23 protein-coding genes and 3 tRNA genes are annotated in these 22342 nt (G+C 71.2%); 8 read left to right on the top strand and 18 right to left on the bottom strand.

Features of this window, described 5'->3' with window-relative positions:
* Positions 1–10: 10 nt before the first annotated feature.
* Entirely contained in the window at positions 11–1543 is a 1533-nt protein-coding gene (gene lysS, locus KZC56_RS08180; protein ID WP_136029575.1) for a lysine--tRNA ligase, read from the bottom strand.
* 80 nt (positions 1544–1623) lie between these two features.
* Between lysS and KZC56_RS08175 the strand changes: the two genes are divergently transcribed.
* A complete protein-coding gene (locus tag KZC56_RS08175) occupies positions 1624–3537 on the top strand; it encodes a DUF2207 domain-containing protein (protein ID WP_247638323.1) in 1914 nt (637 codons plus the stop codon).
* Between the two features lie 6 nt (positions 3538–3543).
* On the opposite strand, the gene KZC56_RS08170 is transcribed toward KZC56_RS08175, so the two are convergent.
* From KZC56_RS08170 to KZC56_RS08110, 13 genes are all read right to left on the bottom strand, one after another.
* Positions 3544–4242, bottom strand: a complete 699-nt coding sequence (locus KZC56_RS08170) for a DUF2520 domain-containing protein (protein WP_206251817.1) — start codon at positions 4240–4242, stop codon at positions 3544–3546.
* Positions 4239–6392, bottom strand: coding sequence for a PH domain-containing protein (locus tag KZC56_RS08165; protein ID WP_247638322.1), 2154 nt, complete (start codon positions 6390–6392; stop codon positions 4239–4241). The genes KZC56_RS08170 and KZC56_RS08165 overlap by 4 nt, the downstream gene beginning before the upstream one ends.
* Positions 6389–6970: a PH domain-containing protein gene (locus KZC56_RS08160; protein WP_136028521.1), complete on the bottom strand. Its 582-nt coding sequence runs from the start codon at positions 6968–6970 to the stop codon at positions 6389–6391. Before KZC56_RS08160 ends, KZC56_RS08165 begins: the two co-directional genes overlap by 4 nt.
* On the bottom strand, positions 6921–7403 hold the full coding sequence (locus KZC56_RS08155; RefSeq protein ID WP_136037237.1) for a DUF3180 family protein: 483 nt from the start codon (positions 7401–7403) through the stop codon (positions 6921–6923). The genes KZC56_RS08160 and KZC56_RS08155 overlap by 50 nt, the downstream gene beginning before the upstream one ends.
* Positions 7400–7939, bottom strand: coding sequence for a 2-amino-4-hydroxy-6-hydroxymethyldihydropteridine diphosphokinase (folK, locus tag KZC56_RS08150; protein ID WP_247638321.1), 540 nt, complete (start codon positions 7937–7939; stop codon positions 7400–7402). Before folK ends, KZC56_RS08155 begins: the two co-directional genes overlap by 4 nt.
* Entirely contained in the window at positions 7936–8331 is a 396-nt protein-coding gene (folB, locus tag KZC56_RS08145) for a dihydroneopterin aldolase (RefSeq protein ID WP_136028524.1), read from the bottom strand. Before folB ends, folK begins: the two co-directional genes overlap by 4 nt.
* Positions 8332–8364: 33 nt before the next feature.
* Positions 8365–9174 (bottom strand): dihydropteroate synthase, encoded by an 810-nt coding sequence (gene folP, locus KZC56_RS08140; protein ID WP_247638320.1) that lies wholly within the window; start codon positions 9172–9174, stop codon positions 8365–8367.
* Entirely contained in the window at positions 9174–9779 is a 606-nt protein-coding gene (gene folE, locus KZC56_RS08135) for a GTP cyclohydrolase I (protein WP_168387203.1), read from the bottom strand. Before folE ends, folP begins: the two co-directional genes overlap by 1 nt.
* Position 9780: 1 nt before the next feature.
* Positions 9781–11781, bottom strand: coding sequence for an ATP-dependent zinc metalloprotease FtsH (gene ftsH / locus KZC56_RS08130; RefSeq protein ID WP_136028527.1), 2001 nt, complete (start codon positions 11779–11781; stop codon positions 9781–9783).
* Between the two features lie 94 nt (positions 11782–11875).
* Positions 11876–12427 (bottom strand): hypoxanthine phosphoribosyltransferase, encoded by a 552-nt coding sequence (gene hpt / locus KZC56_RS08125; protein WP_136037241.1) that lies wholly within the window; start codon positions 12425–12427, stop codon positions 11876–11878.
* A gap of 56 nt (positions 12428–12483) precedes the next feature.
* A complete protein-coding gene (locus tag KZC56_RS08120; protein WP_136037242.1) occupies positions 12484–13011 on the bottom strand; it encodes a hypothetical protein in 528 nt (175 codons plus the stop codon).
* A complete protein-coding gene (locus tag KZC56_RS08115; protein WP_247638319.1) occupies positions 13008–14945 on the bottom strand; it encodes an alpha/beta hydrolase in 1938 nt (645 codons plus the stop codon). Before KZC56_RS08115 ends, KZC56_RS08120 begins: the two co-directional genes overlap by 4 nt.
* Complete coding sequence (locus KZC56_RS08110) at positions 14942–15208, bottom strand: hypothetical protein (protein WP_136028531.1); 267 nt, start codon at positions 15206–15208, stop codon at positions 14942–14944. The genes KZC56_RS08115 and KZC56_RS08110 overlap by 4 nt, the downstream gene beginning before the upstream one ends.
* A 134-nt stretch (positions 15209–15342) precedes the next feature.
* Here KZC56_RS08110 and KZC56_RS08105 point away from each other — a divergent pair, with 134 nt between their 5' ends.
* Positions 15343–15939 (top strand): DUF937 domain-containing protein, encoded by a 597-nt coding sequence (locus tag KZC56_RS08105; protein ID WP_136028532.1) that lies wholly within the window; start codon positions 15343–15345, stop codon positions 15937–15939.
* 29 nt (positions 15940–15968) lie between these two features.
* Here the strand turns inward: KZC56_RS08105 and tilS are convergent, their stop codons facing one another.
* On the bottom strand, positions 15969–16961 hold the full coding sequence (gene tilS / locus KZC56_RS08100) for a tRNA lysidine(34) synthetase TilS (protein ID WP_247638318.1): 993 nt from the start codon (positions 16959–16961) through the stop codon (positions 15969–15971).
* Positions 16962–17035: 74 nt separating this feature from the next.
* On the opposite strand from tilS, the gene KZC56_RS08095 reads away from it, so the two are divergent.
* Together KZC56_RS08095 and ppa are read left to right on the top strand one after the other, a co-directional pair.
* Positions 17036–17692 (top strand): TMEM175 family protein, encoded by a 657-nt coding sequence (locus tag KZC56_RS08095; RefSeq protein ID WP_136028534.1) that lies wholly within the window; start codon positions 17036–17038, stop codon positions 17690–17692.
* A 43-nt stretch (positions 17693–17735) separates the two neighbouring features.
* Positions 17736–18227: an inorganic diphosphatase gene (ppa, locus tag KZC56_RS08090; protein WP_096713254.1), complete on the top strand. Its 492-nt coding sequence runs from the start codon at positions 17736–17738 to the stop codon at positions 18225–18227.
* Between the two features lie 60 nt (positions 18228–18287).
* Here ppa and KZC56_RS08085 read toward each other — a convergent pair whose 3' ends face one another.
* Positions 18288–19637 (bottom strand): M23 family metallopeptidase, encoded by a 1350-nt coding sequence (locus KZC56_RS08085; protein WP_247638317.1) that lies wholly within the window; start codon positions 19635–19637, stop codon positions 18288–18290.
* Positions 19638–19848: 211 nt separating this feature from the next.
* On the opposite strand from KZC56_RS08085, the gene KZC56_RS08080 reads away from it, so the two are divergent.
* From KZC56_RS08080 to KZC56_RS08070, 3 genes are all read left to right on the top strand, one after another.
* Positions 19849–19921, top strand: a tRNA-Glu gene (locus tag KZC56_RS08080).
* Positions 19922–19952: 31 nt separating this feature from the next.
* Positions 19953–20026, top strand: a tRNA-Asp gene (locus tag KZC56_RS08075).
* A gap of 68 nt (positions 20027–20094) precedes the next feature.
* Positions 20095–20167 (top strand) — tRNA-Phe (locus KZC56_RS08070).
* A gap of 44 nt (positions 20168–20211) precedes the next feature.
* On the opposite strand, the gene KZC56_RS08065 is transcribed toward KZC56_RS08070, so the two are convergent.
* Positions 20212–21258, bottom strand: a complete 1047-nt coding sequence (locus KZC56_RS08065) for an alpha/beta fold hydrolase (protein ID WP_247638316.1) — start codon at positions 21256–21258, stop codon at positions 20212–20214.
* A gap of 62 nt (positions 21259–21320) precedes the next feature.
* Between KZC56_RS08065 and KZC56_RS08060 the strand changes: the two genes are divergently transcribed.
* Positions 21321–21779 carry an anthrone oxygenase family protein gene (locus KZC56_RS08060; protein ID WP_247638315.1) on the top strand — a complete coding sequence of 153 codons (459 nt, stop codon included), beginning with the start codon at positions 21321–21323 and terminating at the stop codon, positions 21777–21779.
* Positions 21780–21896: 117 nt separating this feature from the next.
* Here the strand turns inward: KZC56_RS08060 and KZC56_RS08055 are convergent, their stop codons facing one another.
* Complete coding sequence (locus KZC56_RS08055) at positions 21897–22313, bottom strand: hypothetical protein (protein ID WP_247638314.1); 417 nt, start codon at positions 22311–22313, stop codon at positions 21897–21899.
* Positions 22314–22342: the final 29 nt, after the last annotated feature.

Raw genomic sequence — 22342 nt, 5'->3', positions numbered from 1 at the left:
CGGGTGCCGGTCACTTCACGAGGGGGAAGAGGATGGTCTCGCGGATGCCCAGGCCGGTGATGGCCATCAGCAGACGGTCGATCCCCATCCCCATGCCGCCGGACGGCGGCATGCCGTGCTCGAGTGCCCGCAGGAACTCCTGATCGATCGGCATCGCCTCGACATCGCCACGGGCCGCGAGCTTCGCCTGCTCCTCGAACCGCTCCCGCTGGATGACAGGGTCGACCAGCTCCGAGTACCCCGTCGCGAGCTCGAACCCGCGGATGTAGAGGTCCCACTTCTCCACGACGCCCGCGATCGAGCGGTGCTCGCGCACGAGGGGCGAGGTGTCGACGGGGAAGTCCATCACGAAGGTCGGGCGCACCAGGTCGCCCTTCACGAAGTGCTCCCAGAGCTCCTCCACCAGCTTGCCGTGCGTGGCCTGCGGTGGCACGTCCACACCGTGGGCCTGCGCGAACGAGATCAGGTCCTCCACCGCGTCCTGCGGCGTCACCGTGCGGCCCGACGCCGCCGACAGCGACTCGTACATGGAGATGCGGTCCCACTCGCCGCCGAGGTCGTACTCGGTGCCGTCCGCCCAGGTCACGGTCGTCGAGCCGGAGACCGCGATCGCCGCCTGCTGCACGAGCTCCTGCGTGAGGGCGGCCATCTGGTTGTAGTCCCCGTAGGCCTGGTAGGCCTCGAGCATCGCGAACTCGGGGCTGTGCGTCGAGTCGGCGCCCTCGTTGCGGAAGTTGCGGTTGATCTCGAACACGCGCTCGATCCCGCCGACCACGGCCCGCTTGAGGTACAGCTCCGGAGCGATGCGCAGGTAGAGCTCGGTGTCGAACGCATTCGAGTGCGTGACGAACGGACGCGCCGATGCCCCACCGTGCTGCACCTGCAGCATCGGGGTCTCGACCTCGAGGTAGTCGTGGCTCGCGAACGTCGCCCGCAGGCTGGCGTTCACGGCGGCGCGCGCCCGGACGGTCGTGCGGGCCTGCTCGCGCACGATCAGGTCGAGGTAGCGGCTGCGCACGCGGCCCTCCTCGCTGAGCTCCGCATAGGCGTTCGGCAGCGGCAGGATGGCCTTCGACGCGATCGCCCAGTCGTCCGCCATGATCGACAGCTCTCCGCGGCGGCTCGAGATGACCTCGCCGTGCACGAACACGTGGTCGCCGAGGTCGACGTATTCCTTCCAGTCGGCCAGCGACTCCTCGCCCACGTTCGCGAGCGAGACCATCGCCTGGATGCGGCTGCCGTCGCCGGCCTGCAGCGTCGCGAAACAGAGCTTGCCGGTGTTGCGGCTGAAGACCACGCGGCCAGCCACCCCGACCACGACACCGGTCTCCGCGCCCGCCTCCAGCTCGCCGTACTCCGCGCGTAGGGCGGGGATCGAGTGGGTCACCGGCACGCCCACGGGGAACGCGCCGCCCCCCGCATCCGAGCGTCGGGCGATCAGGCGCTCGCGCTTGGCGAGTCGCACCGCCTTCTGCTCGTGGACGTCGTCCTCGGGGGAAGAGTCGGTCGTGGCCGATTCGGGCGCGGCGGACGCGTCAGTCATGTGCGGGGCTCCTTGAAAGTCTCCCCCAGTTTACCGAGGCGCGATGCGGGCCCGCGGCCGTCGCTGGGTAGCCTCGGTGCATGGCCCTCTCCAGGATCGCCCGCGCTTCCGCCGCCCTCGTCCTCGCCGCCGGCGCCATCGTCCTCCCCGTCGCCTCGGCCTCCGCCGCTCCGGCACTCACCTCCGCCCGGTCGGACCGCGCTGCGGTCGCGCCGGCAGCCGCGGCCGCCACGGGCACCGCGGGCACCGCGGCGCGTACGGTCGCCGCCGACGTGGACGACTTCTCGTACGCGTCGTGGGACGCCACCTACGACCTGAGTCTCGTCGACGGTCGCGCTCGCCTCCACGTGACCGAGACCCTCGTGGCACGGTTCCCTGAGTTCGACCAGAACCGCGGGATCGTCCGGGGCCTCGCGACCTCGTACGAGAACGCCCGCATCGACACCCGCGTGCTGTCCGTCACCGACGGCGAAGGGCGCGACGTCCCGTTCGAGACCGACGACGAGGACGGACTGCTGCTGGTGCTCACCGGCGACGACCAGTACGCGCGCGGCCTGACGACGTATGTGATCGAGTACGAGATGAGCGATGTCGTCTTGGCCACGTCGCCGAGAGACTCCGCGACGCCCGCGGTCGACGAGTTCTACTGGAACCTCCTTCCGCTGGACAGCACGCAGCCGATCGAGCGGTTCGACGCCGAAGTCCACGTGGACGCTGCGCTGGCCGCGAGGCTCACCGGTTCGACCCGCTGCTACCAGGGGCCGGCGGGATCCACGACCGCGTGCACGCTCGACGGTCCAGACCCCACGGGCGACGGCGCCACGTTCCGCACGTCGGCGGCGGACCTTGCGGCCGGGGACGGCGTGACGGTCGCGATCGGGTTCGAGGCGGGCACCGTCCAGCAGCCGCCGGCCCGCACGCCCGACCCGGTCGCGGACGTCGGGCCGCTGATAGCGGCGATCGGCGCGGTCGGCGTCGCGGTCGCGGGGTGGCTCGCCGTTGCAGGTTTCACCCGACGTCGCCGCCGCGCGACGGGGATCGTCGTCGCCCAGTACGACGTGCCCGAGACGCTGCCGCCGCTCGTCGCCGCCGCGGTCATCCCGAAGGCGCAGGACGTCATCCCCGCGGAGATCGTGCACCTCGCGGTCCGCGGAGCGCTGCGCATCGAGGAGGGGGACAGCCCCGAGCAACCCCGACTTCGCCGTCTTCCTGCTGGTTCCGCACCGGACGAGCTCGACGCGGCCGCCCTCGACGCCCTGTTCCACGGCGCCGACGCGGAAGGCGTGGTCGACCTGCCGACCGCGAGCGAGAGCTTCGCCGCCCGCATGTCGGCGCTCACCACCGCCGGGGCCACGGCCGCCGCCACGCGGGGCCTCACGGAGCGGGCCCGGAGTCGCGGCGCCGTCGTCGTGCAGTGGTGTGCCATCGCGATCGCGCTGGCGGGCCTCGGGGTGGGCATCTGGGCCGTGGCGAGCGGGCGGCTGGCCGCGATCCCGGCGCTCGTCGCCGCGGCGTTCGCCGTGGTACTGGTCGGCATCGCCGCCTTCTACTCGTTCTCGAAGCACACCGTGCTCACCCCGGAGGGTGCCCGGACGCTCGAGTACCTCCAGGGCGTGCGCGAGTTCATCCGCGTGGCCGAGGAGGACCGCCTGCGCATGCTGCAGTCGTACACCGGTGCGGAACGCCGTGAGGTCGATGGTGCCGAGGTGATCCACGTGTATGAGCGACTGCTGCCGTACGCGATGCTGTTCGGGATGGAGGACGAGTGGGGCGAGGTCCTCGAACGCGCCTACACCCGAGAGCAGCGCGGCGCGGCCTGGATCGGCGATCCCACCTCGCTCGCGCTGCGCGTGCAGCTCGCGGCGTTCATGTCGTCGTCGCAGTCGGCGGCGACGTACACGGCGCCGACGACCGGGTCCTCGTCGAGCGGCGGATCGTTCGGCGGCGGCTTCTCGGGCGGCGGGGGCGGCGGCGGCTTCTCGGGCGGACGGTGAGCGCCGTCAGATCAGGGGTGGCGGCTCGGACGACTCGCGCAGCGCCCGCTCCACCGTAGACTGCACGAGCGCAGACAGGTACCCCCCGGGATTGTCGACGCCGATCTCCCGCAGCCGGGACGTGGACTGCCCGATGATCGACCGCGAGAACTCGGTCACGGTCGCGATCGCATCCGCGTACGCCGGCCGGTCCGCGTCCGCGATCACCACCGGTTCGCAGCCCATCTCCACGGCCAGCGCCTGCGCGATGGGAAGGACGGCCGCGGGAGCGGTCACCGCGGCATAGCCGGCCTGCAACTGACGGAGATCGATCGATGTCCCGGTGAACGTGATCGCCGGGTGCACCGCCAGCGGGATCGCTCCGCGCTCAGCGGCAGGACGGAGCACCTCGATGCCGTGCGCCGCATCGGTGTGCAGCACCAGCTGACCCACCTGCCACCCGCCCACTTCGGCGATGCCGGCGACAAGCGCCGGGAGCTGCTCGGAGGGCACGGCGAGGATCACGAGCTCGGCCCGGCGGACGACCTCCTGCGTCTCGAGCACGGGCACACCGGGGAGCACGGCCGAGGCTCGTTCGTCGTCGGATCCACTGGTCATACCGACGACGGCGTGACCTGCACCGGCGAGCGCAGCGCCCAGCACGGGCCCGACGCGACCTGCACCGACGATGCCGACGCCCAGCCGGCCGTCCCGCATGGCGCTCATTCCTCGGTCGGAGCCGGCCTCGACGACCGACGGGTCGGCGGAACCACGGGCGGCTGCACGGGGGGCGTCGGCGGCGGCTGCACCGCGGGAGGCTGCACCGGAGGCACCGGCGGCGGCTGCACCGCAGGCGGCGGCACCGGCGGCGCCGCGGACGGCTGCACGGCGGGCGGCTGCACCGGAGGCACCGCGGGCGGCTGCACCGGAGGCACCGCGGCGGGCGACCCCACCGGAGGCACCGCGGGAGGCTGCACCGGAGGCGGCCCCACCGGAGGCTGCACCGCGGGCGCCGCGGGAGGCTGCACGGCGGGCGGCTGCACTGGAGGCACCGCGACGGGCGGCACCGCGGCGGGCGGCACCGGAGGCACCGCGGGAGGCTGCACCGGAGGCGACCCCACCGGCGGCACCGCGGGCGACCCGACGGGTGGGGCGAAGGGCGCGGGCCGTGCACCCGGAGGTGGCGGCGGACCGGTGAACGCCGGGGGCTCCGGCGCGACCGCGTGCTCGCTCCACCGGTGCGTGCGGTCGCGCGACGCCGCCTCAGCGGCCGCGCGGCTGACGTCGTCCAGCAGAGCGAGGGCGTCCGCGCGCTCCAGCCCCGCGAGGATCCCGGTGATCGGGCCGGGGACGGTGTGCACCTGCGCGCCGGACACCCGCTGCGCCCGATCGATCGGCCCCTGGTTCAGCGACACGCCCTGCAGTCGGGCCAGCGGGAACACCGCGAGCTTGCGCCAGACGATGCCCCGCCGCAGCAGCAGCCCGTCCGCGGTCACCGCGTAGCCGTGGCGTCTCCAGGAGAAGGGCCGCCGCCACCACGCGCGCTGCGGCATCGTGCGGTAGGGGTCGTCCGCGGCGGGACCCACGACGCCCTGCTCCCACAGCAGCGGGATGCTCGCGGGCGGAAGGTCGGGAAGCACCAGCGCGAGCACCCGCTCGACATCGGCGCGCTTGCCCACCGGCAGCACCACGTTGAACTGCTGGCCGCTGCCGGAGGACTGCTGCGCCGCGCTCTTGCCGCTCATCCGGTTGATCTTGATGGTCCACCAGCCGAATGGACGCCACAGCAGCGACTGCGACACCTCGACCGCGAAGATGCGGCCGGGCGGAAGCGTCTCGGTGACGGTGGTGAGCAGCCCGTAGGTGATGCGCACGCCGTCCGGCGTCGGCGCGATCGAGTAGCGCAGCGACTTGGAGATCTGCGCCCAGGTGATACCGACGACGGCCACCACCATCGGCACGCCCATGCCGAGCCCGATCCCCAGCAGCACGATGCCGCCGTCCGGATCACCGTCGACGAGGACCCCGATGATCGTGCTGCCGATCGCGATCGCGAAGATCGCACCGAAGAACACGAGCCACAGCAGACCCGAGATCACCTGCGAGCCGATCAGACGCCCCGTGGGGATCTTCACGACGCTCTCCGGCACCACGTCTTCCAGATCGACGCCCGCGATGAGGCCGGTGACCCCCTGGTTCATCGAGCCGACGAGCTGCGACCGAGCCGACACCCGCTCCCCCGGCACCTCCGCACCCGGGTTCATGGCGGCGTGCCGGGCGGCCCGTGCACCCGACGCCAGACGCAGGATCTCCGCGCGCACGCCCTCCGCCCGCGGCGTGGCCAGGTATTCGAGCTCGACATTGGCGTCGTTGCCCGCCCCGACCACCTCCAGCTTCGCGAGACCGATGATGCGCGCGGGGAACGGGCGCGTCAGGTTCACGCCCTGCACGCGGTCGAGCGGCGCACGCCGGTGCGACCGGAAGATGATGCCCTTGCGCACCTCCACGTGGTCGCCCGTGATGCGGAACTGCTGGAAGCGCCACACGAACCAGAAGATCGCCACGAGCACGACGACGAGCGCCAGCACCCCGAGCAGCGCCACGAGCGCCAGGTTGTTCGAGAGCACCCAGTCCACCGGATCGCCGCCGGTGTAGTCGCCGTAGTGCGCTTCCTCCGGCGTGAACATGCCGACCAGCCATGCGATCACACGATCGCGCATGTTGGCGATCACGATGCCGGCCACGATGATCAGCGCCAGGCCGCCCTTGAACAGCGGCGTGAGCGGATGCATGCGGTGCCACTCGCCGTCGGCGAGGTTCGTCGACGGCGCCGCGGCCTGACCGACCGCGGAGCCAGGGAGCTGCGCCTCGCTCACAGGCCGGTCCGGCGGGTCTCGGCCACCTGGATGAGCGTGTCGCGCAGGGCCTCGGCCGCCGCCTGGGTGAGTCCGGGGATCTGCACGCCCGTCGTCGCCGCCGCCGTCACCATCTTCAGCTGGGACACGCCGAACGCCCGGTCGAGCGGGCCCTGCGTGATGTCGACCAGCTGCATGCGCCCGTACGGCACGGCGATCATGCGCTGCCACAGGATCCCCTTGCGGAACACGATGTCGTCCGCGCGCAGCATGTAGCCGATCGCGCGCGCCTGCCGCGGGAGGATCACGAGCGTGATCAGGGTGATCAGGATGATCGCGCCCGCGGGGATCCAGACCCAGTCCTGCTCGAGCACGACGTTCAGCACCACCGCGGCGACGGCGACGATCACCAGGAAGATGACGTTCTGCACGATCTGCGACACGACGTACCGCGGCGAGATCTGGTGCCACGTGCCGTCGAGCTCGAGGCGCGCCTCGTTGCGCGCCGTGCGCAACTGCGTGTACGTGCCGCGGTCCAGCGCGTCGAGGTCAGTGCCCTCCGCCGGGTTCAGGGGCGCGGTCTCTGGGTTCTGAGTCATCAGGATCCTTCGGGAGGGTGCAGAACTGTTCAGCGATGAGGGCGGCCACGACGAGCACGACTGCACTCGCGATCAGCGCGGCCATCGCCACTGTCGACCCTACCGGCGGATCGATCGGCCTCGTCAGAAGGAAGAGCAGCAGTCCTGCGCCGAAGCCGGCCATGATCGCGCCGAGCAGGCTCGACGCCCGCGCCAGTGTCGCGGCACGAAGCGCGCGGAACGGGTCGATACGCGTTCCGGAGCGGACGCTGCGGCGCACCGGCCAGGCGACTCCGAGCGCCGCGATCGCGATGAGCACGAGCAGCACGGGCAGCAGCAGCGACGGCGTGAACGTGGCCCGCCCTCCCGCGGTCAGCATCTGGTCGAGCGCGAACCCCACGGCGCCCCCGAGGAGGGCGAGCACGGCGAGCAGCCCGACGGACGTGCGCTTCATGCGTCGCCCCGCGCCCGCAGCCCCGCCACGAGGTCGTCGACGCGTCCGTGTCCGACCAGTGCGGCGCCGGGGTCGACGTCGAGCCACGGCTCCAGCACGAACAGGCGCTCGGCCGCGCGCGGATGCGGCAGCTCCAGCCGCGGGTCGTCCGATTCGACATCGCCGTACGCGATGAGGTCGAGGTCGAGCGTGCGGTCGCCCCACCGTTCCTCCCGCACGCGCCCGTTCTCGTCCTCGATCGCGTGCAGCATGCTCAGCAGGATCTCCGGCGCCAGCCGCGTGGTGACGAGCGCGACCGCGTTGACGTAGCCCGGGGCGTCGGGGTCGGGACCGTCGAGGCGCACCGCCACCGTCTCGAACAGCCGCGAGACGCGCACGTCGCTCACCAGCGGCAGCCGACGGATGCGCTCGACGGCCGCGCGGATCGTCTCCTGCCGGTCGCCCAGGTTCGCCCCGAGCGCCACGACCGCGACCGTCTCCGGGCGACCGGGACGCGGGGCGGGAACGTCGGGCGGGCGCGTGAGATTGCGGCTCATACCGTGATGTCCTCCAGGGTCTCCGGCGCCCGGGTGCGGTGCACCGTGACGGCCACATCGGCGAACTCCAGCGGGATGGGCGCGTGCGGCTTGTGCACCGTGACGGTGACGCCCTGCACGCGACGGTCGTCGAGGGCGACCGCGGCGATGCGCTCCGCCAGGGTCTCGATGAGGTTGACCGGCTCGCCGGCGACCACCGCGGCCACGCGTTCCGCCAGTTCGCCGTAGTGCACCGTGTCGGCCACGTCGTCCGATCCGGCGGCCTGCTCCAGCGAGAGCCGCAGACGCAGGTCGATCGTGAACTCCTGCCCCTCCTCGCGCTCGTGCGCGTAGACCCCGTGGCGGCCGAACACCGTCAGCCCTGTCAGCACGATCTCGTCGAGGAAGTCCATGCCTCTAGCGTACGGCGCGGCTCCGACGCCGCCTCAGCCGCGCCAGGCTTTCGCGACCGCGAGCGCGTCGCGCGTCGCGGCGACGTCGTGCACCCGGACGGCCCAGACCCCGGCCTGCGCGGCGAGGGCGCTCGTGACGGCGGTCGCCAGATCGCGCCGCGCCTGCGTCACCTCGCCGTCTTCGGGCCGTGCACCCTGCAGCACCTCGGCGAGGAACCGCTTGCGCGAGGTGCCGATGAGCACGCGCGGGCCGAGCGCGACGATCTCGTCGAGGCCGCGCAGCACGTCCCAGTTCTGTGCCCCGGCCTTCGCGAAGCCGATCCCGGGGTCGAGGATCACTCGCGACGGGGCGATGCCGGCGGCGGCGGCCTCCCCCAGCCGCTCCTGCAGCTCGCCCGCGACGTCGCGCGCCACCCTGCGGTACTCCGCCCTCGCGTACATGTCGTCCGAGAAGCCGCGCCAGTGGCCGATCGCGTAGTCGGCGCCCGACTCGGCGACGGCCGCACGCATGTCCGGATCGGCGAGGCCGCCCGACACGTCGTTCACGATCCGGGCGCCCGCGCGCACGGCCGCCGCGGCCGTGGCGGCGTTCAGCGTGTCCACGCTCACCGGCACACCGGACGCCGCGAGCTGCTCGATCACGGGGAGCACGCGACGCTGCTCCTCGTCTGCACCGACACGCTCCGCGCCCGGCCTGGTCGACTCCCCGCCGACGTCGAGCACGGTCGCGCCGTCTGCCCGCAACCGCAGGCCGTGCTCCACCGCGCGCTCCACGTCGAAGTAGCGGCCGCCGTCGCTGAACGAGTCGGGCGTGACGTTGACGATGCCCCAGATACCGGTCATCAGCGCGCGCCGGCGGACGGGACGGACATGCCGATCAGGGTCACGAGCTCGGCCCTGGCGACGGCGTCGGTGTACTCCCCGCGCGCGGCGATCGTGAGGGTCGACGCCTCGGTCTGCCGTCCGCCGCGCATCGTGACGCAGCCGTGGCTCGCATCGAGCACCACCAGCACGCCTCGCGTGTCGAGGTGCTCGGCGATCGTGTCGGCGATCTGCTCACCGAGCCGCTCCTGCACCTGCGGCCGCGCCGCGAGGATCTCGACGACGCGCACCAGCGCCCCGAGGCCGACGACCTGCTCGCCCGGAAGGTAGGCGATGTGCGCGTGCCCGGCGAACGGCAGCAGGTGGTGCTCGCACACCGAGCGGAACCGGATGTCGCGCAGCAGCACCGCACCGGACGGCAGGGTGTCGGGGGCAGGACCGCGCGTCACGCTGATCGTGTGCGCGAGGGGCGCTCCGGGGTCCTCCCCCACGCCGGAGAAGAACTCCGCGTAGAGCTCCGCCATGCGCGCCGGGGTCTGCTTGATGCCCGGTCGGTCCGGGTCCTCGCCGATCGCCTCCAGCAGCTCGCGGGTGAGCCGCTCGACGCGCTCCCTGTCGACCGTCACGTCACGCCGTCGCGGGGCGGGGGTTGCCTGCTCCTGCCGATCCCTGCTGCGCACGCGGGGCAGCGGACGGCGCCTCGACGGAGGCCGCGAGCGACACGTCCTTCTTCGGGACCTCGATCGGCGGGCGCTCCGACACCGGACGGTCTTCGCTCGACAGCCACAGCGGGCGCTCGGGCAGCTTCTTGACCTCGGTGAAGATCTCGGCGATGCGGTTGTGGTCGAGGGTCTCCTCCTCGAGCAGCGCCAGCGCGAGACGGTCGAGGATGTCGCGGTTCTCGCTGATCACCGCGTACGCCTCGTTGTGCGCCTGCTCGATGAGGGCGCGCACCTCGGCGTCGACCCGCTCCGCCACCTTCTCGGAGTACTCGCGACCGCGGCCCATGTCCCTGGCCACGAACATGTCGCCGCCCTCGGTGCCGAGCTTGACCGGGCCGACCTGCGTGGTCATGCCGTACTCGATGACCATCTTGCGGGCGATCGAGGTCGCCTTCTCGATGTCGTTCGATGCCCCGGTGGTCGGGTCGTGGAAGACGATCTCCTCCGCGACGCGGCCGCCCATCGCGTAGGTCAGCTGATCCTGCAGCTCGTTGCGGGTGACGGAGTACTTGTCGTCGATCGGCAGCACCATCGTGTAGCCGAGGGCCTTGCCGCGCGGGAGGATCGTGATCTTGGTCACCGGGTCGGTGTAGTTCATCGCGGCGGCGGCGAGCGCGTGACCACCCTCGTGGTACGCCGTGATGAGCTTCTCCTTGTCCTTCATCACGCGGGTGCGGCGCTGCGGGCCGGCGATCACGCGGTCGATGGCCTCGTCGAGGGCGCGGTTGTCGATCAGCTGCGCGTTCGACCGCGCGGTGAGCAGAGCGGCCTCGTTGAGCACGTTCGCGAGATCGGCGCCGGTGAAACCCGGGGTCTTGCGGGCGACGACCTCGAGGTCGACGCTCTTCGACAGCGGCTTGCCCTTGCTGTGCACCTCGAGGATCTTCTGCCGGCCCTTGAGGTCGGGCGCGTCCACGCCGATCTGGCGGTCGAAGCGACCGGGGCGCAGCAGCGCGGGGTCGAGGATGTCGGGGCGGTTGGTGGCCGCGATCACGATGACGTTCGCGTTCGGGTCGAAGCCGTCCATCTCGACGAGCATCTGGTTCAGCGTCTGCTCGCGCTCGTCGTTGCCGCCGCCCATGCCGGCGCCGCGGTGGCGGCCGACGGCGTCGATCTCGTCGATGAAGATGATCGCGGGGGCGTTCTCCTTCGCCTGGCTGAACAGGTCGCGCACGCGCGAGGCGCCGACGCCGACGAACATCTCGACGAAGTCCGAGCCGGAGATCGAGTAGAAGGGGGCACCGGCCTCCCCGGCGACGGCACGGGCGAGGAGCGTCTTGCCGGTTCCGGGAGGGCCGTACAGCAGCACGCCCTTCGGGATGCGGGCGCCGATCGCCTGGAACTTCGCCGGGTCCTGCAGGAACTCCTTGATCTCGTGGAGCTCCTCGATCGCCTCGTCGGCACCGGCGACGTCGGCGAACGTGACGGTGGGCGTCTCCTTGTTGACGAGCTTGGCCTTGGACTTGCCGAACTGCATGACCTTGCCGCCACCGCCCTGCATCGACGACAGCAGCCACCAGAACAGCAGGCCGAGGAGCACGAGCGGGAGGAGGAGCGAGAGGAAGCCGTCGAACCAGGTCGCGCGCGGCACCGCGTCGTTGAAGCCGTCCTTCGGGGCGGCCGCGTCGATCGCGGAGACGACCTCGTCCGCCCGCGCCTCGACGTAGTAGAACTGCACGTTCTCGGAACCCTCGAACGGCTTCGACAGGGTCATGTCGACGCGCTGGTCGCCGTCGGTCGTGACGACCTCGGTGACGGTCTTGCCCGAGAGGAGCTCGAGGCCCTGCTGCGTCGTGATCTGCTTCGGCGCACCCAGGTTCGAGATCAGCAGGAATCCGCCGAAGAGCAGCACGCCGATCAGTGCGACGTAGATCAGCGGGTTGCGGGTGAGCTTCTTCACATCCATGGTCGGATCAGCGTATCGCCTCCCCGCTAGGGGGCCGCTGTGCGTTCACCCACGGCGCAACGGTTCCGCGGCGTGCTCGGAGGTGTGCGGAGGCTCAGCTGTAGACGTGCGGCGCGAGGACCGCGACGTCGCGGAGGTTGCGGTAGCGCTCGGCGTAGTCGAGGCCGTAGCCCACCACGAACTCGACCGGGATGTCGAAGCCGACGTACTTGCAGTCGATCTCGACCTTCGCGGCCTCGGGCTTGCGCAGCAGCGCCAGTACCTCGATCGACTCGGCACCGCGCGACTCGAAGTTCTCCAGCAGCCAGCTCAGGGTGAGGCCGGAGTCGATGATGTCCTCCACGATGAGCACGTGCTTGCCGTGCAGGTCGGTGTCGAGGTCCTTGCGGATCTGCACGACGCCGCTGGACTTGGTGCTCGCGCCGTAGCTCGACACCGCCATCCAGTCCATCGGGGCGTGGAACGGCAGAGCCCGCGCGAAGTCGGCCATGACCATGACCGCCCCCTTGAGCACGCCCACCAGCAGGAGGTCTTTGCCCTGGTAGTCGGCCGCGACGCGCGCGGCGAGCTCTTCCAGCTTCGCGGTGATCTCCTCCTCGGTGACGAGGATCTGTGCAAGGTCGTCCTGGATCTCCGCGGCGCGCATGGATCGATTTTAGGCGACGTCGCCGGATGCTCCGACCCCGGCGGGCGGCATCGGCGTCAGGAGCGGATCTCGTCGTGGTCGCCGCGGGTCGTGCGGGGGCTGAGGACCGAGAGCTCGACGGTCTCGAACTTGCCCTCCTCCGTGCGCACCCAGGTCACCTCGACGTACCAGTCGTCCTTCGCGTAGGCGTCCGCGGTCCGCCGGCCCTCTCCGGTCTCGCGCGCATCGGTGTGCTCCCACCCGTCGTCGAGCAGACCCGCCGCGATCGCCTTCGCCGCGTCCTCGGAGGCTGCGGCGCGCTGCACCGGCTCGACGTAGACGTCCACCTGCCACCACACCTGGTCGTCGGGCGAGGGGTCGGCGGAGACCGGGTTCTGCACCATGCGTCCGCTCGACTCGACGTCGGGAGCGGTCGTCGGGGCCAGCTCCGCCGGGATCATGCCGACCATCTCGTCGGCCAGCGCCTCGGCCTCTGTCCGGTATTCGTCGAGTCGGCTCTCGTCGGTGGTCATGGTGCATCCTCCCAGCGTCAGGGCTACGAGGACGCCGGCCATCAGCGCGATGGCACGTGCGGTCCTGGTCATCCCTCGATCCTCGCGTACTCCGGCACGAAGTCCGGCTTGTCGATGCCGTCGGTGCGCACCGGGGCCTGGACGATCGGGGCGCCACCCGGCACCACGATCGGCCGCGGGTTGTAGACGTCGTCCGGTGCGAACAGCATCGCGTCGCCGCCGGTGATCACGGCGATGATGTTGTCGAAGGCCACGGAGCGCGGGTCGTACACCGAGCTGTGGCTGTCGATACCGCGCGGTGTGCCGTTCCCCTCGACGTTGTAGTCCTCCAGGTCGACGACGCGTCCGCCGCGCTCGTCCTGGATCCACCCGGTCTCCAGGCGCGTCACGCCGTCGGCCGTGAGTGGCGACTGCCCGTGCATCTGGCCGGCACCGTTGCCCTGGATGAGACCGACGACGAGATCGCCGCGCGCCATCATCGAGTAGTGCGGCACGCCCGAGGTGTGCGGGAAGTCCTCGACGCCGCTCACTCCCGCCCCCATGCCGGCCGCCGAGACGTAGAGGATGCGGTCGGCGACGAGCCCTGCCTTCTCCGCGAGGCCCACGGTCGCGCCGCCGTAGCTGTGCCCCAGCACGGTCAGGGTCGAACCGCTCGGCTTGTCGATCCCGGCGACGAAGTCCACGAGCTTCGGGGCGAGGTCGCGCGAGTAGGAGGCATCGGTCGGACCGGGGAGCTCCAGCTGCGGGAACGTGCCGCCGGCCCACTGGAACACGGCCGTGTCGGGTCCGGCCGAGCGGTACAGCTGCGCGCCGGTGCCGTCGCCGAAGCTGGTCATCGTGGTCGTGGTACCCGGCACCGACACGGCGACGTTGCGGATCCAGGCGGGGATGTCGCCGGTCGTCGGGTCGATGGGGCCGTGGTAGGTGCCCACCGCGTCGGCACCAGGGTCGAACACGACGACGCGCGCACCGGCGCCCTTGTCGGTGTGCTTGCGTTCGCTCTCGTCCCACCACGTGTAGTCCTGGTCGAGCAGGCTCTGCCAGTAGTCGATCGGCTCTCGGAGCTTCGCGATCTCGTCGAGGTAGCCCTTCGCCTCCCACGCGTCCGCGCGGTCGCCCGTCTTGAGGCTATCCACGAGCGCCTGCAACCGGGCGATCTCAGCCTCGCGTCGCGCGATCTCGTCGCGGATGTTCTTGTGGTTCGCGGTGACGCGGTCACGGATCGGGATGCCGTTGAGGTTGCCGAGCAGGAGGGAGGATGCCGCCAGGAGCGCCGTGCGGGTCTCCTCGTCCATCGCGTTCCACGTCTCGCGGATGATGCCGGGGTCGCCCAGCCCGGCGAGCGACTCCGCCGTGATGCCGTTGACGTCGCCGGCCCAGATGAGCCCGGCGGCCGAGAAGCCGCCGGGGCCGACCTTCCCGCCCTGGGTCACCGCGACGACCAGGGGCACCGCGGCGAGCGCGGTCACGGCGCGCTGATCGATCGTCGCGCGCTCGTCGGCCAGCGCGTTATAGGAGGAACGGGCGGCGTGGTACGCGTCGATCGCCGCCTGCCAGCGGTGCAGGTAGCCCGGGTCGTCCAGGTACATCCACGACGGCAGCACCGCGTCCCAGGGCAGCGCCCACCCGGTGACGAACTCACTGGCGGCGTTGAGCGCCTCGGCGCGTCGGACGAAGATGTGGTCGTAGGCGTTCTGCGCCGCCCTGAGCCGGCGGGCGGCCTCGCCCTTCAGCGCCTCGAGGTCGGTGGCGTACGTCGTGATCGCGGCGGAGATGCCGTCGAGGCCCTCCGCGGCCTCCCCGAACCGCTGCGCGAGGAGCAGGACGCGTGCACCGAGGGCGTCGGACGCGGAGGCGGTCATCGACGTCAGACCCGCGAGCGCGGTGTCGGCGTCACCCTTGCGTGCGCGGGCGGAGGTCGCGCGGGTGGTGAACGCGGTGGCCGCACCGGTCACCGCACCCACGTCGCCGCGGGCGGGGTCGTCGATCAGTCCGGGCAGGCTCATCGTGCCGCCTGCGCGAGCGTGTCGTCCGACGCGGTGAAGGTGCTCGCCGCCGCAGCCGCGTCGGAGGCCGAGTTGGCCGCCGTCTGCGCGAGGGCCGACAGGGCCTGCGACACGAGCGACTCGATCTCGCCGAGCGCCGCCTCCACCGTCGGCGAACCGGTACCGGCGAAGGACAGGCACGAGGTGACGACCGGCGCACCCGCCGCGGTCAGTCGCGCTCGGGCCGCCTCCAGCGTCTCGCCCTGCACATCGAGGTCCGTCATCGATGCTCCTTCCCCCCGTGCCTTCACGATAGGAGCAGGCCCCGGTCGCGGTCGATGGGGACATCTCCCCATCCGCGCACGAGCGCACTACTGTGAGCGGGACACGGGCGGACGCCCCCGACGGAAGGATCCCCATGGCCCTCGACGACATCCTCAGCCAGGTTCCGATCGACGACATCGCGAAGAAGCTCGGCGTCTCGCACGACGAGGCGAAGACCGCGGTCGAGCAGGGCGGCGCGGTGCTGCTCGGCGGGCTGGCGAAGAACGCGGAGACCCCCGAGGGCTCCGACGCGATCCAGAAGGCGCTCAAGAAGCACGAGGGCGCGACGGGCGCCGCCTCGGTCGACGACATCGACCAGGCCGACGGCGGCAAGATCGTCGCGCACATCCTCGGGTCGAAGGAGAAGGAGGTCACCACGCAGCTCACCGAGTCGAAGGCGACCCCGGGCATCGACTTCGGCAAGCTCCTGCCGATCCTCGCCCCCATCGTGATGGGGCTGATCGCGAACGCGACGAAGGACAAGACGGCGAAGACGGAGCCGACGGCCGAGGGCTCCGGAGGGATCGGCGATGTGATCGGCGGCATCCTCGGCGGCGGCGGTCAGAGCGGCTCGGGCTCGGGCGGCGGCCTGGGCGACGTGCTGGGCGGCCTGCTCGGCGGCGGCAGTGGCTCGGGCGGCGGGATCGACCTGGGCGGCATCCTGGGCGGGCTGTTCGGCGGCAAGAAGTAACGCTCGCCCGACGTGCCGCGCCCGGCGACTCAGCGCCCGGCGGCGGTGAACACGAGGCGCCCACCCTGGCGCCGCGCCGAGCAGCCGGGCAGGTCGATGGGGCCCTGTCCGCTCCAGTCGGTGACCAGGCGGGCGACCTCGACCGTCTGGGTGCGGGTCAGGCTCACGCCGAACTCGCTGTCCACCACGAGGCGGATGATGCGGTTGCGCAGCGCGGCGGGGTTGGCGGCGAGGGCGGCGACGCTCACGGAGATGCCGGCCTCGGCGTGCTCGACGATGTCCTCGATGGTCTCGTGGATCATCTCGTCGAACGCCTCCGCGTCCTCGCGCAGCTGCTCGGCCGTGCGGGCCAGGGCCTCCGCGATCCCGGGGCCGAGCTCGGCCTCCAGCACCGGCAGCACGCGGTCGCGCACGCGGACACGGCTGTACCGGTCGTCGCTGTTATGCGGGTCGTCCCAGGCGTCGAGCCCGGCCGCCGCGCAGAACGCCCGGGTGGTCGCACGGCGCACGCCGAGCAGCGGCCGAAGCCACCGCACACCGTCGTCGTCGGCACGCTCGACGGCCATGCCCTGCAGGCTCGCGGCGCCGGAACCCCGGGCGAGCCCGAGCAGCACGGTCTCCGCCTGATCGTCGAGCGTGTGGCCGAGCAGCACCGCCGCGGCCCGGAGGTCGTTCGCCGCGTCGCGCAGCACACGGTACCTCGCGTCGCGGGCGGCCGCCTCCGGTCCGCCATCGCCCGACACCTCGACCCGAACGACGAGGGGGTCGAGGCCCAGGTCCGCAGCGGTTCGCGCGGCCCGATCGGCCACCGCGGCGGAGTCGTCCTGCAGCCCGTGGTCGACCGTGACGGCGGCGACGCGGAGACCTCGCTTGGCGGCCTCGAACGCGGTGGCGGCGGCGAGCGCGAGGGAGTCGGCACCGCCCGACAGCGCGACGATCACGGTGCTCCCTTCGGGGAGGTCGGCGAGCGCGGTGCGCACGGCGAGGCGGATCTCGGCGACGGCGGGATCGAGCGACGGCATCACTCCACGCTAGGGCACCGCCAGCGCCTCGCGACCCCCTGGCTCCCGCCCACCCTCGCCGATATTCTGGCGCGGTGACCGAGAACGCGAGGCCGTACCTGTATCGGACCGAGCGGTTCACGGCCTTCGTCGACGCGGTCGTCGCGATCGCCATGACGCTGCTCATCCTCCCGCTGCTGGAAGCCGTCTCCGACACGGCGGCGGGGAATCGGAGCACGGCCGAGTTCTTCACGGAGCACTCCGGCCAGCTGCTGAGCTTCGCGCTGAGCTTCCTCCTCATCGCGGTGTTCTGGATGGGGCATCACAGCCAGTACCGCGACGTCGAGCGGATCACCCCGGCGCTGCTGTGGATCAACGTGGGCTGGATGGCCACGATCGTGTGGCTGCCGGTGCCGACGGCGATGCTCGGCCAGCTCGACTCCGATCCGCTGCAGGCGGTCGTGTACATCGGGACACTGATCGGCACGCAGGTCACGACCCTCGGCGGCTGGCTCTACCTGCTGCGCCACCCGCAGCTCACCACGGCGTCCGCGTCGGTGCTCCGCGCGGGCGTCGTCGGCGACCTCGCCGCGATCATCCTGTTCGCGATCGCCCTGGTCATCGCCGCGCTCGCCGCGCCGAACGGCTACGCCGCGCTCCTGCTCCTGCTGCTGAACGGGCCGCTCGCGCGCCTGCTGAACCGGCGCGCACGCGGTCACCGCACGGACGTCGAGCCGCCGGCCCGCGAGTAGGCTGGTCGGCGGCATCCAACCGAACTTTCTGAGGAGCACACGCATGGGCGCACACGACGCCGTCATCGAGATCCCGCGCGGCAGCCGCGTGAAGTACGAGGTCGACCACGAGACGGGGCGCGTGCACCTCGACCGCGTGCTGTACACGACCTTCGGCTACCCGGCCGACTACGGCTACTTCGACAACACGCTCGGCGAAGACGGCGATCCGCTCGACGTGCTGGTGCTGCTCGACCACGCGATCTACCCCGGTGTCGTCGTCGAGGTCCGCCCCGTCGCGGTGCTCAAGATGAGCGACGAGGCCGGCGGCGACGACAAGCTGGTCGCGGTCCTGTCGAAGGACCCGCGCTGGGCCCACATCCAGGACATCGACGACATCGCCGAGTACACGAAGAAGGAGATCGCCCACTTCTTCGAGCACTACAAGGACCTGGAGCCCAACAAGTGGGTCAAGGTCGACGAGTGGGGGAACGCCGCCGAGGCGCAGCGCATCCTCGACGAGGCGATCGCCCGGTTCGGCGAGCAGGGCCACTGAGCTGATGCAGAAGACCCCCGGAGCACGGCGCTCCGGGGGTCTTCTGCTGCGCGACCGACCTCAGACGGAGATGCCCCGGTCGGCCATGAAGTTGATGGGGTTCGTGTAGCGGCCGTTGATGTACACCTCGAAGTGCAGGTGGCAGCCGAACGAGCCGCCTGTGTTGCCGGCGTAGGCGATGACCTGTCCGGCCTCGACCCACTGGCCGTTGCGGACCGCGAAACCACCCGGCTTGATGTGCGCGTAGCCCGTGGCGACACCGCCGCCGTGCTGGATGCGCACGTAGTTGCCGTACCCGCCGTTGTAGAAGGCCGCGTCGACGGTGCCCGAGTGCGCCGCGTAGATCGCCGCCCCGCAGCCGTTCGCGAGGTCGACCCCGTAGTGCCAGCTGGACGAGCAGCCGCGGGAGTTGCACTGCTGCGAACGGGGACCGTAGCCGGAGCTGCGGTAGCCGCCGTGCGGACGGACCCATCCCCCGGAGCCCGGAGTTCCTCCTCCACCGCTGTTGCCCCCCGCGTTCGCGGCGGCCTCCTCGGCGGCACGGCGCTCGGCCTCCTTGCGGGCGGCCTCGACGCCGGCCTGGTACTGCGCGACGGTGGTGGCGGTGGTGTCCTTGAGCGCGGCGAGCTGCGCCTGCATGGTCGCCAGGTTCGCGGACTGCTCGTCGAGGGCGGCCTGCGCCGCATCGGCCGCCTGCTGCGCGGCGACCATCTTCCCCTCGGCGATCTTCTGCAACCGGTCGCGCTCGTCCCGCGCGACGACGGCCTGGTCGCTGAGCGACTGCGCGGCGTTGCGGGCGGCGACGGCGTCGTCGTACACCGAGCGGTTGTACTCGAGCAGCTTGTCCATCGAGCCCAGTCGCGCAAGGAGCTCATCGGCGTTGCTGGCCGATCCGGCGAAGAACAGCTCGAGCGAGGTGTTGTCGCCGCCGTTGCGATACAGCTGCGCAGCGACCTGCCCGGCCTTGCGGGCGGACTCGTCGGCCGCGGCGGCCTGGGCGTCGGCCTTCTCCTGCAGCGCGTCGGCTTCGGCGATCGCGGCGAAGTAGGCCTGCTGGGCGTTGTAGAACTCGTTGGACGCAGCCTCGGCGGCGGCCTGGGTCTCGGCGACCTTCTGGGTCAGCGACTGGATGAGGCCTTCGATCCGCGAGACCTCGGCCGCCTTGGCGGCTTCGTTCTGCTTGGCGCGCTGCACGTCGTCCCAGCTCGGGTACGACGCGGCATAGGCGGCGGAGACGCCCGACGAGATGCCGAAGGCGCTGAGGGCGACCACGCTGAGGGCGCCGAGGCCGATGGCCCCGCGACGGCTGATGCCCGCCTTCCAGAACGCATGGCTCTCGGCCGGGCTGGGCGCGCAGCCACACTCCGCGGAGGCGGCGGAGGCAGCATCCACCGGATTCTTGTCGTTCACGCGGCCCCTTCCGCCGGTTTCACAGATGTCACACTAACAACAACATTCACATCCGCACCAGCGAAATGGCACGGCCCCCGCAGCACCATCGTGACCTCCATGGTCCTCCCGAAACACGCCCGGGGGAAGACGCATCGCCCTCGATTCGCGATTTGCTCGCGTCATCCCTTATGCTTGAGCGTCGGCAAGGAAGTCCTCCCGGGACTGACTCGGCCCCATCGTTTAGCGGCCTAGGACGCCGCCCTTTCACGGCGGTAGCACGGGTTCGAATCCCGTTGGGGTCACTCCATCCGATACAATTGAAAACACCAGTATGGCCCTGTAGCGCAGTTGGTTAGCGTGCCGCCCTGTCACGGCGGAGGTCGCGGGTTCAAGTCCCGTCAGGGTCGCTCCGTGCGACGAGCTCTTTCTTCGGAGAGGGCTCTTCGTCTAGGACGCGGCAGCACCATCGCCGCGCGGCTCTGTAGCTCAGTTGGTAGAGCGTTCGACTGAAAATCGAAAGGTCACCGGATCGATGCCGGTCGGAGCCACAAGGCTGATCATTACAATCAGCCCAGAAACCCTCGCCTAGCTTCTACATGGCGGGGGTTTTGCTTTGCCCGCCCACCGGCATCGCGTCGACCGCATGGGGCAGCGCGCGGGTGACGAGACTCACGAGGAACGTGCCCGGCTCCTCGAGCATGCACAGATGCGCCGAGTTCTCGAACCAGACGACGTGCGTCGACGGTGCCGTCACGTGCTCGAGCCAGCGCACGACGGGGCCCGTGGGCGTCGTCCAGTCGTGGCGTCCGAGGAACTGCAGCATCGGCACCTCGAACGCCGTCTGATCGCGGGCGTCGAAGCCGAGCAGGGCCGGGAGCACCGCGGTCATGGTCACCTGCTGCCCGGCGCCGATCAACCCCAGGTCGGCATCGGTGTAATACGGAGACAGCTCCTGCGACTCCGTGAAGTACGCGAAGTCGGACCGATACGCGGACAGACCCCCGTAGTGCTGGGCCCACCTCCGGCAGGTCACGATGCGTTCGACGGTCAACGGCTCCGCGCCGGGATACTCCCCGAGCGACTGCAGCTCCGCGACCGCCCGCTCATTCCCATCCGCGACGGCACTCCGCATCGCGTGACCGAAGCTCTCGACCTCGTTCTCGGGACCGCAGATGACCTGGCCGACGCCGATGTACGCCCACAGCAGGTCGGGTCGCTGCCTGGCCACAGTGAGGCCGATGATCGTCCCCCAGCTGTGGCCGAGCACCCCGACCTTCCGGACGCCGAGCTCGGCCTGCACCCACGCGATCAGCTCCACGAGATCGTCGACATACCTCTCGACACGGAGATCCAGCCCGTCGGACACGCTCGCCGCGGACTTGCCACTGGCGCGCTGGTCGTAGTTGACGACGGTGAAGTACTCCTCGACCCCGCGCTGCCAGATCCACGACGACGGCAACGACGGGAGCGCCGGACCGCCGTGGCACACGACGAGCACCGGGTTCGCCCTGCTGCGGCCGCGGATCGAGACGAACTGCTCGACGCCGCCGAGCTCGACGAACGCCGTGCGGTCGATCGCCTCGGGGTTGGGAAGGCGGCACAGATCCGCGATGACGGTGCGGCCGAGGTCTTCGCTCATGTCGGTCAGCCTAGGAGGGCCGCGCATCCGCGGCGACGCGACGATGTCGTAGAGTGCCCGACGTGGAGCTCACAGACGCACTCGCCGCCGTCGGCCTCGTCCTTCTCGCGCTCGGAGGCGGCACGTTCTGGTCCTTCTCGACCGGGGTCATGCCGGGCCTCGGGCGCACGGACGACCCGACCTTCGTCACCTCGATGCGCGCCATCAACCGCGCGGTGGTGAATCCGCTGTTCCTCCTGCCGATCTTCCTGCCCCCGGTGTTCCTGGTGTGGGCGGGCCTGCTCGCGCTGGACTCTGCGCGCGGGTGGCTGCTCGCCGCCGGCGGGGTCGTGTTCTTCCTCGGCGCTGTCGTCGTCACCGTGGCCGGCAACGTCCCGCTGAACAACGCGTTGGACGGCTCGACGACTTCTGCCACGACCACACGCGCCGCATTCGAACGCCGATGGAACGCGCTGAACGGCGTGCGCTCGGTGGCGTCGGTCGTCGCGATCGCGGTCGCGGTGTGGGCTCTGCTCGTCTAGCTGCGCGTCCGCTCCGCACTGCGGATACTGATGGGGCTCACCGAGGCGTCGCCCCCGACACCTCTCTGCCCGATCACGGCCTGACCCTGGCGCTGCCCCGGACGCAGACGCTCGCCCTCACCCCGCCGGCACGAACACGTTGTCGAACAGCCGCTCGGTCCCCTCGGGGGCGGGCGAGCCGTCCGGCGCGACCTCGTACGTGCCCAGCTCCCCGCTGAGGCGCACCCAGGTCCCGTTGTCGGCACAGCCCGTGGCGTACGCGTCATCGCTCTGATACGCGACCACGCAGATCCCGCTGCCGGACGCGGGTCGCGCGAGCCACAGCGACACGTCGCCGTCCTTCCCCACGAACCGGGCGGTGTCCGGCGCGACGACGCCGTCGTTGTCGTCGACCGCGGCATCCGGCAGGGCGTCAGCCGCCTGAGGCTCCTTCTCGAGCACGGCGAAGTCCGCCCCGCCCATACATCCGGACAACACGGTGGCCATGACCACCGCGGCCACGCCCACAGCGCCGACCCTCGTGCTCCGCTTCACGGTGCCCCCTCGCCTCTCCGTATGCCAGC

It is taken from the genome of Microbacterium sufflavum, from assembly GCF_023091155.1.
Taxonomy (GTDB): Bacteria; Actinomycetota; Actinomycetes; order Actinomycetales; family Microbacteriaceae; genus Microbacterium; species Microbacterium sufflavum.
The sequence above is the reverse complement of the archived record's forward strand: the minus strand, read 5'-3'. Positions and strand labels throughout refer to the sequence as shown.

Coding starts and splice junctions, on each gene's coding strand:
- folB (WP_136028524.1), bottom strand. CDS start 8,331: ATGGACTTCCTCGACGAGATCGTGCTGACAGGGCTGACGGTGTTCGGC.
- KZC56_RS08155 (WP_136037237.1), bottom strand. CDS start 7,403: ATGAAGCGCACGTCCGTCGGGCTGCTCGCCGTGCTCGCCCTCCTCGGG.
- hpt (WP_136037241.1), bottom strand. CDS start 12,427: ATGCGCGCCGCGGAGATCCAGGACGACCTTGCACAGATCCTCGTCACC.
- folK (WP_247638321.1), bottom strand. CDS start 7,939: ATGAGCCGCAATCTCACGCGCCCGCCCGACGTTCCCGCCCCGCGTCCC.
- KZC56_RS08065 (WP_247638316.1), bottom strand. CDS start 21,258: ATGAGCGAAGACCTCGGCCGCACCGTCATCGCGGATCTGTGCCGCCTT.
- KZC56_RS08110 (WP_136028531.1), bottom strand. CDS start 15,208: ATGACGGACCTCGATGTGCAGGGCGAGACGCTGGAGGCGGCCCGAGCG.
- lysS (WP_136029575.1), bottom strand. CDS start 1,543: ATGACTGACGCGTCCGCCGCGCCCGAATCGGCCACGACCGACTCTTCC.
- KZC56_RS08170 (WP_206251817.1), bottom strand. CDS start 4,242: ATGAGCGCCATGCGGGACGGCCGGCTGGGCGTCGGCATCGTCGGTGCA.
- KZC56_RS08115 (WP_247638319.1), bottom strand. CDS start 14,945: ATGAGCCTGCCCGGACTGATCGACGACCCCGCCCGCGGCGACGTGGGT.
- KZC56_RS08105 (WP_136028532.1), top strand. CDS start 15,343: ATGGCCCTCGACGACATCCTCAGCCAGGTTCCGATCGACGACATCGCG.
- folP (WP_247638320.1), bottom strand. CDS start 9,174: ATGACCGGTATCTGGGGCATCGTCAACGTCACGCCCGACTCGTTCAGC.
- ftsH (WP_136028527.1), bottom strand. CDS start 11,781: ATGGATGTGAAGAAGCTCACCCGCAACCCGCTGATCTACGTCGCACTG.
- tilS (WP_247638318.1), bottom strand. CDS start 16,961: ATGCCGTCGCTCGATCCCGCCGTCGCCGAGATCCGCCTCGCCGTGCGC.
- KZC56_RS08175 (WP_247638323.1), top strand. CDS start 1,624: ATGGCCCTCTCCAGGATCGCCCGCGCTTCCGCCGCCCTCGTCCTCGCC.
- ppa (WP_096713254.1), top strand. CDS start 17,736: ATGGGCGCACACGACGCCGTCATCGAGATCCCGCGCGGCAGCCGCGTG.
- KZC56_RS08160 (WP_136028521.1), bottom strand. CDS start 6,970: ATGACTCAGAACCCAGAGACCGCGCCCCTGAACCCGGCGGAGGGCACT.
- KZC56_RS08120 (WP_136037242.1), bottom strand. CDS start 13,011: ATGACCAGGACCGCACGTGCCATCGCGCTGATGGCCGGCGTCCTCGTA.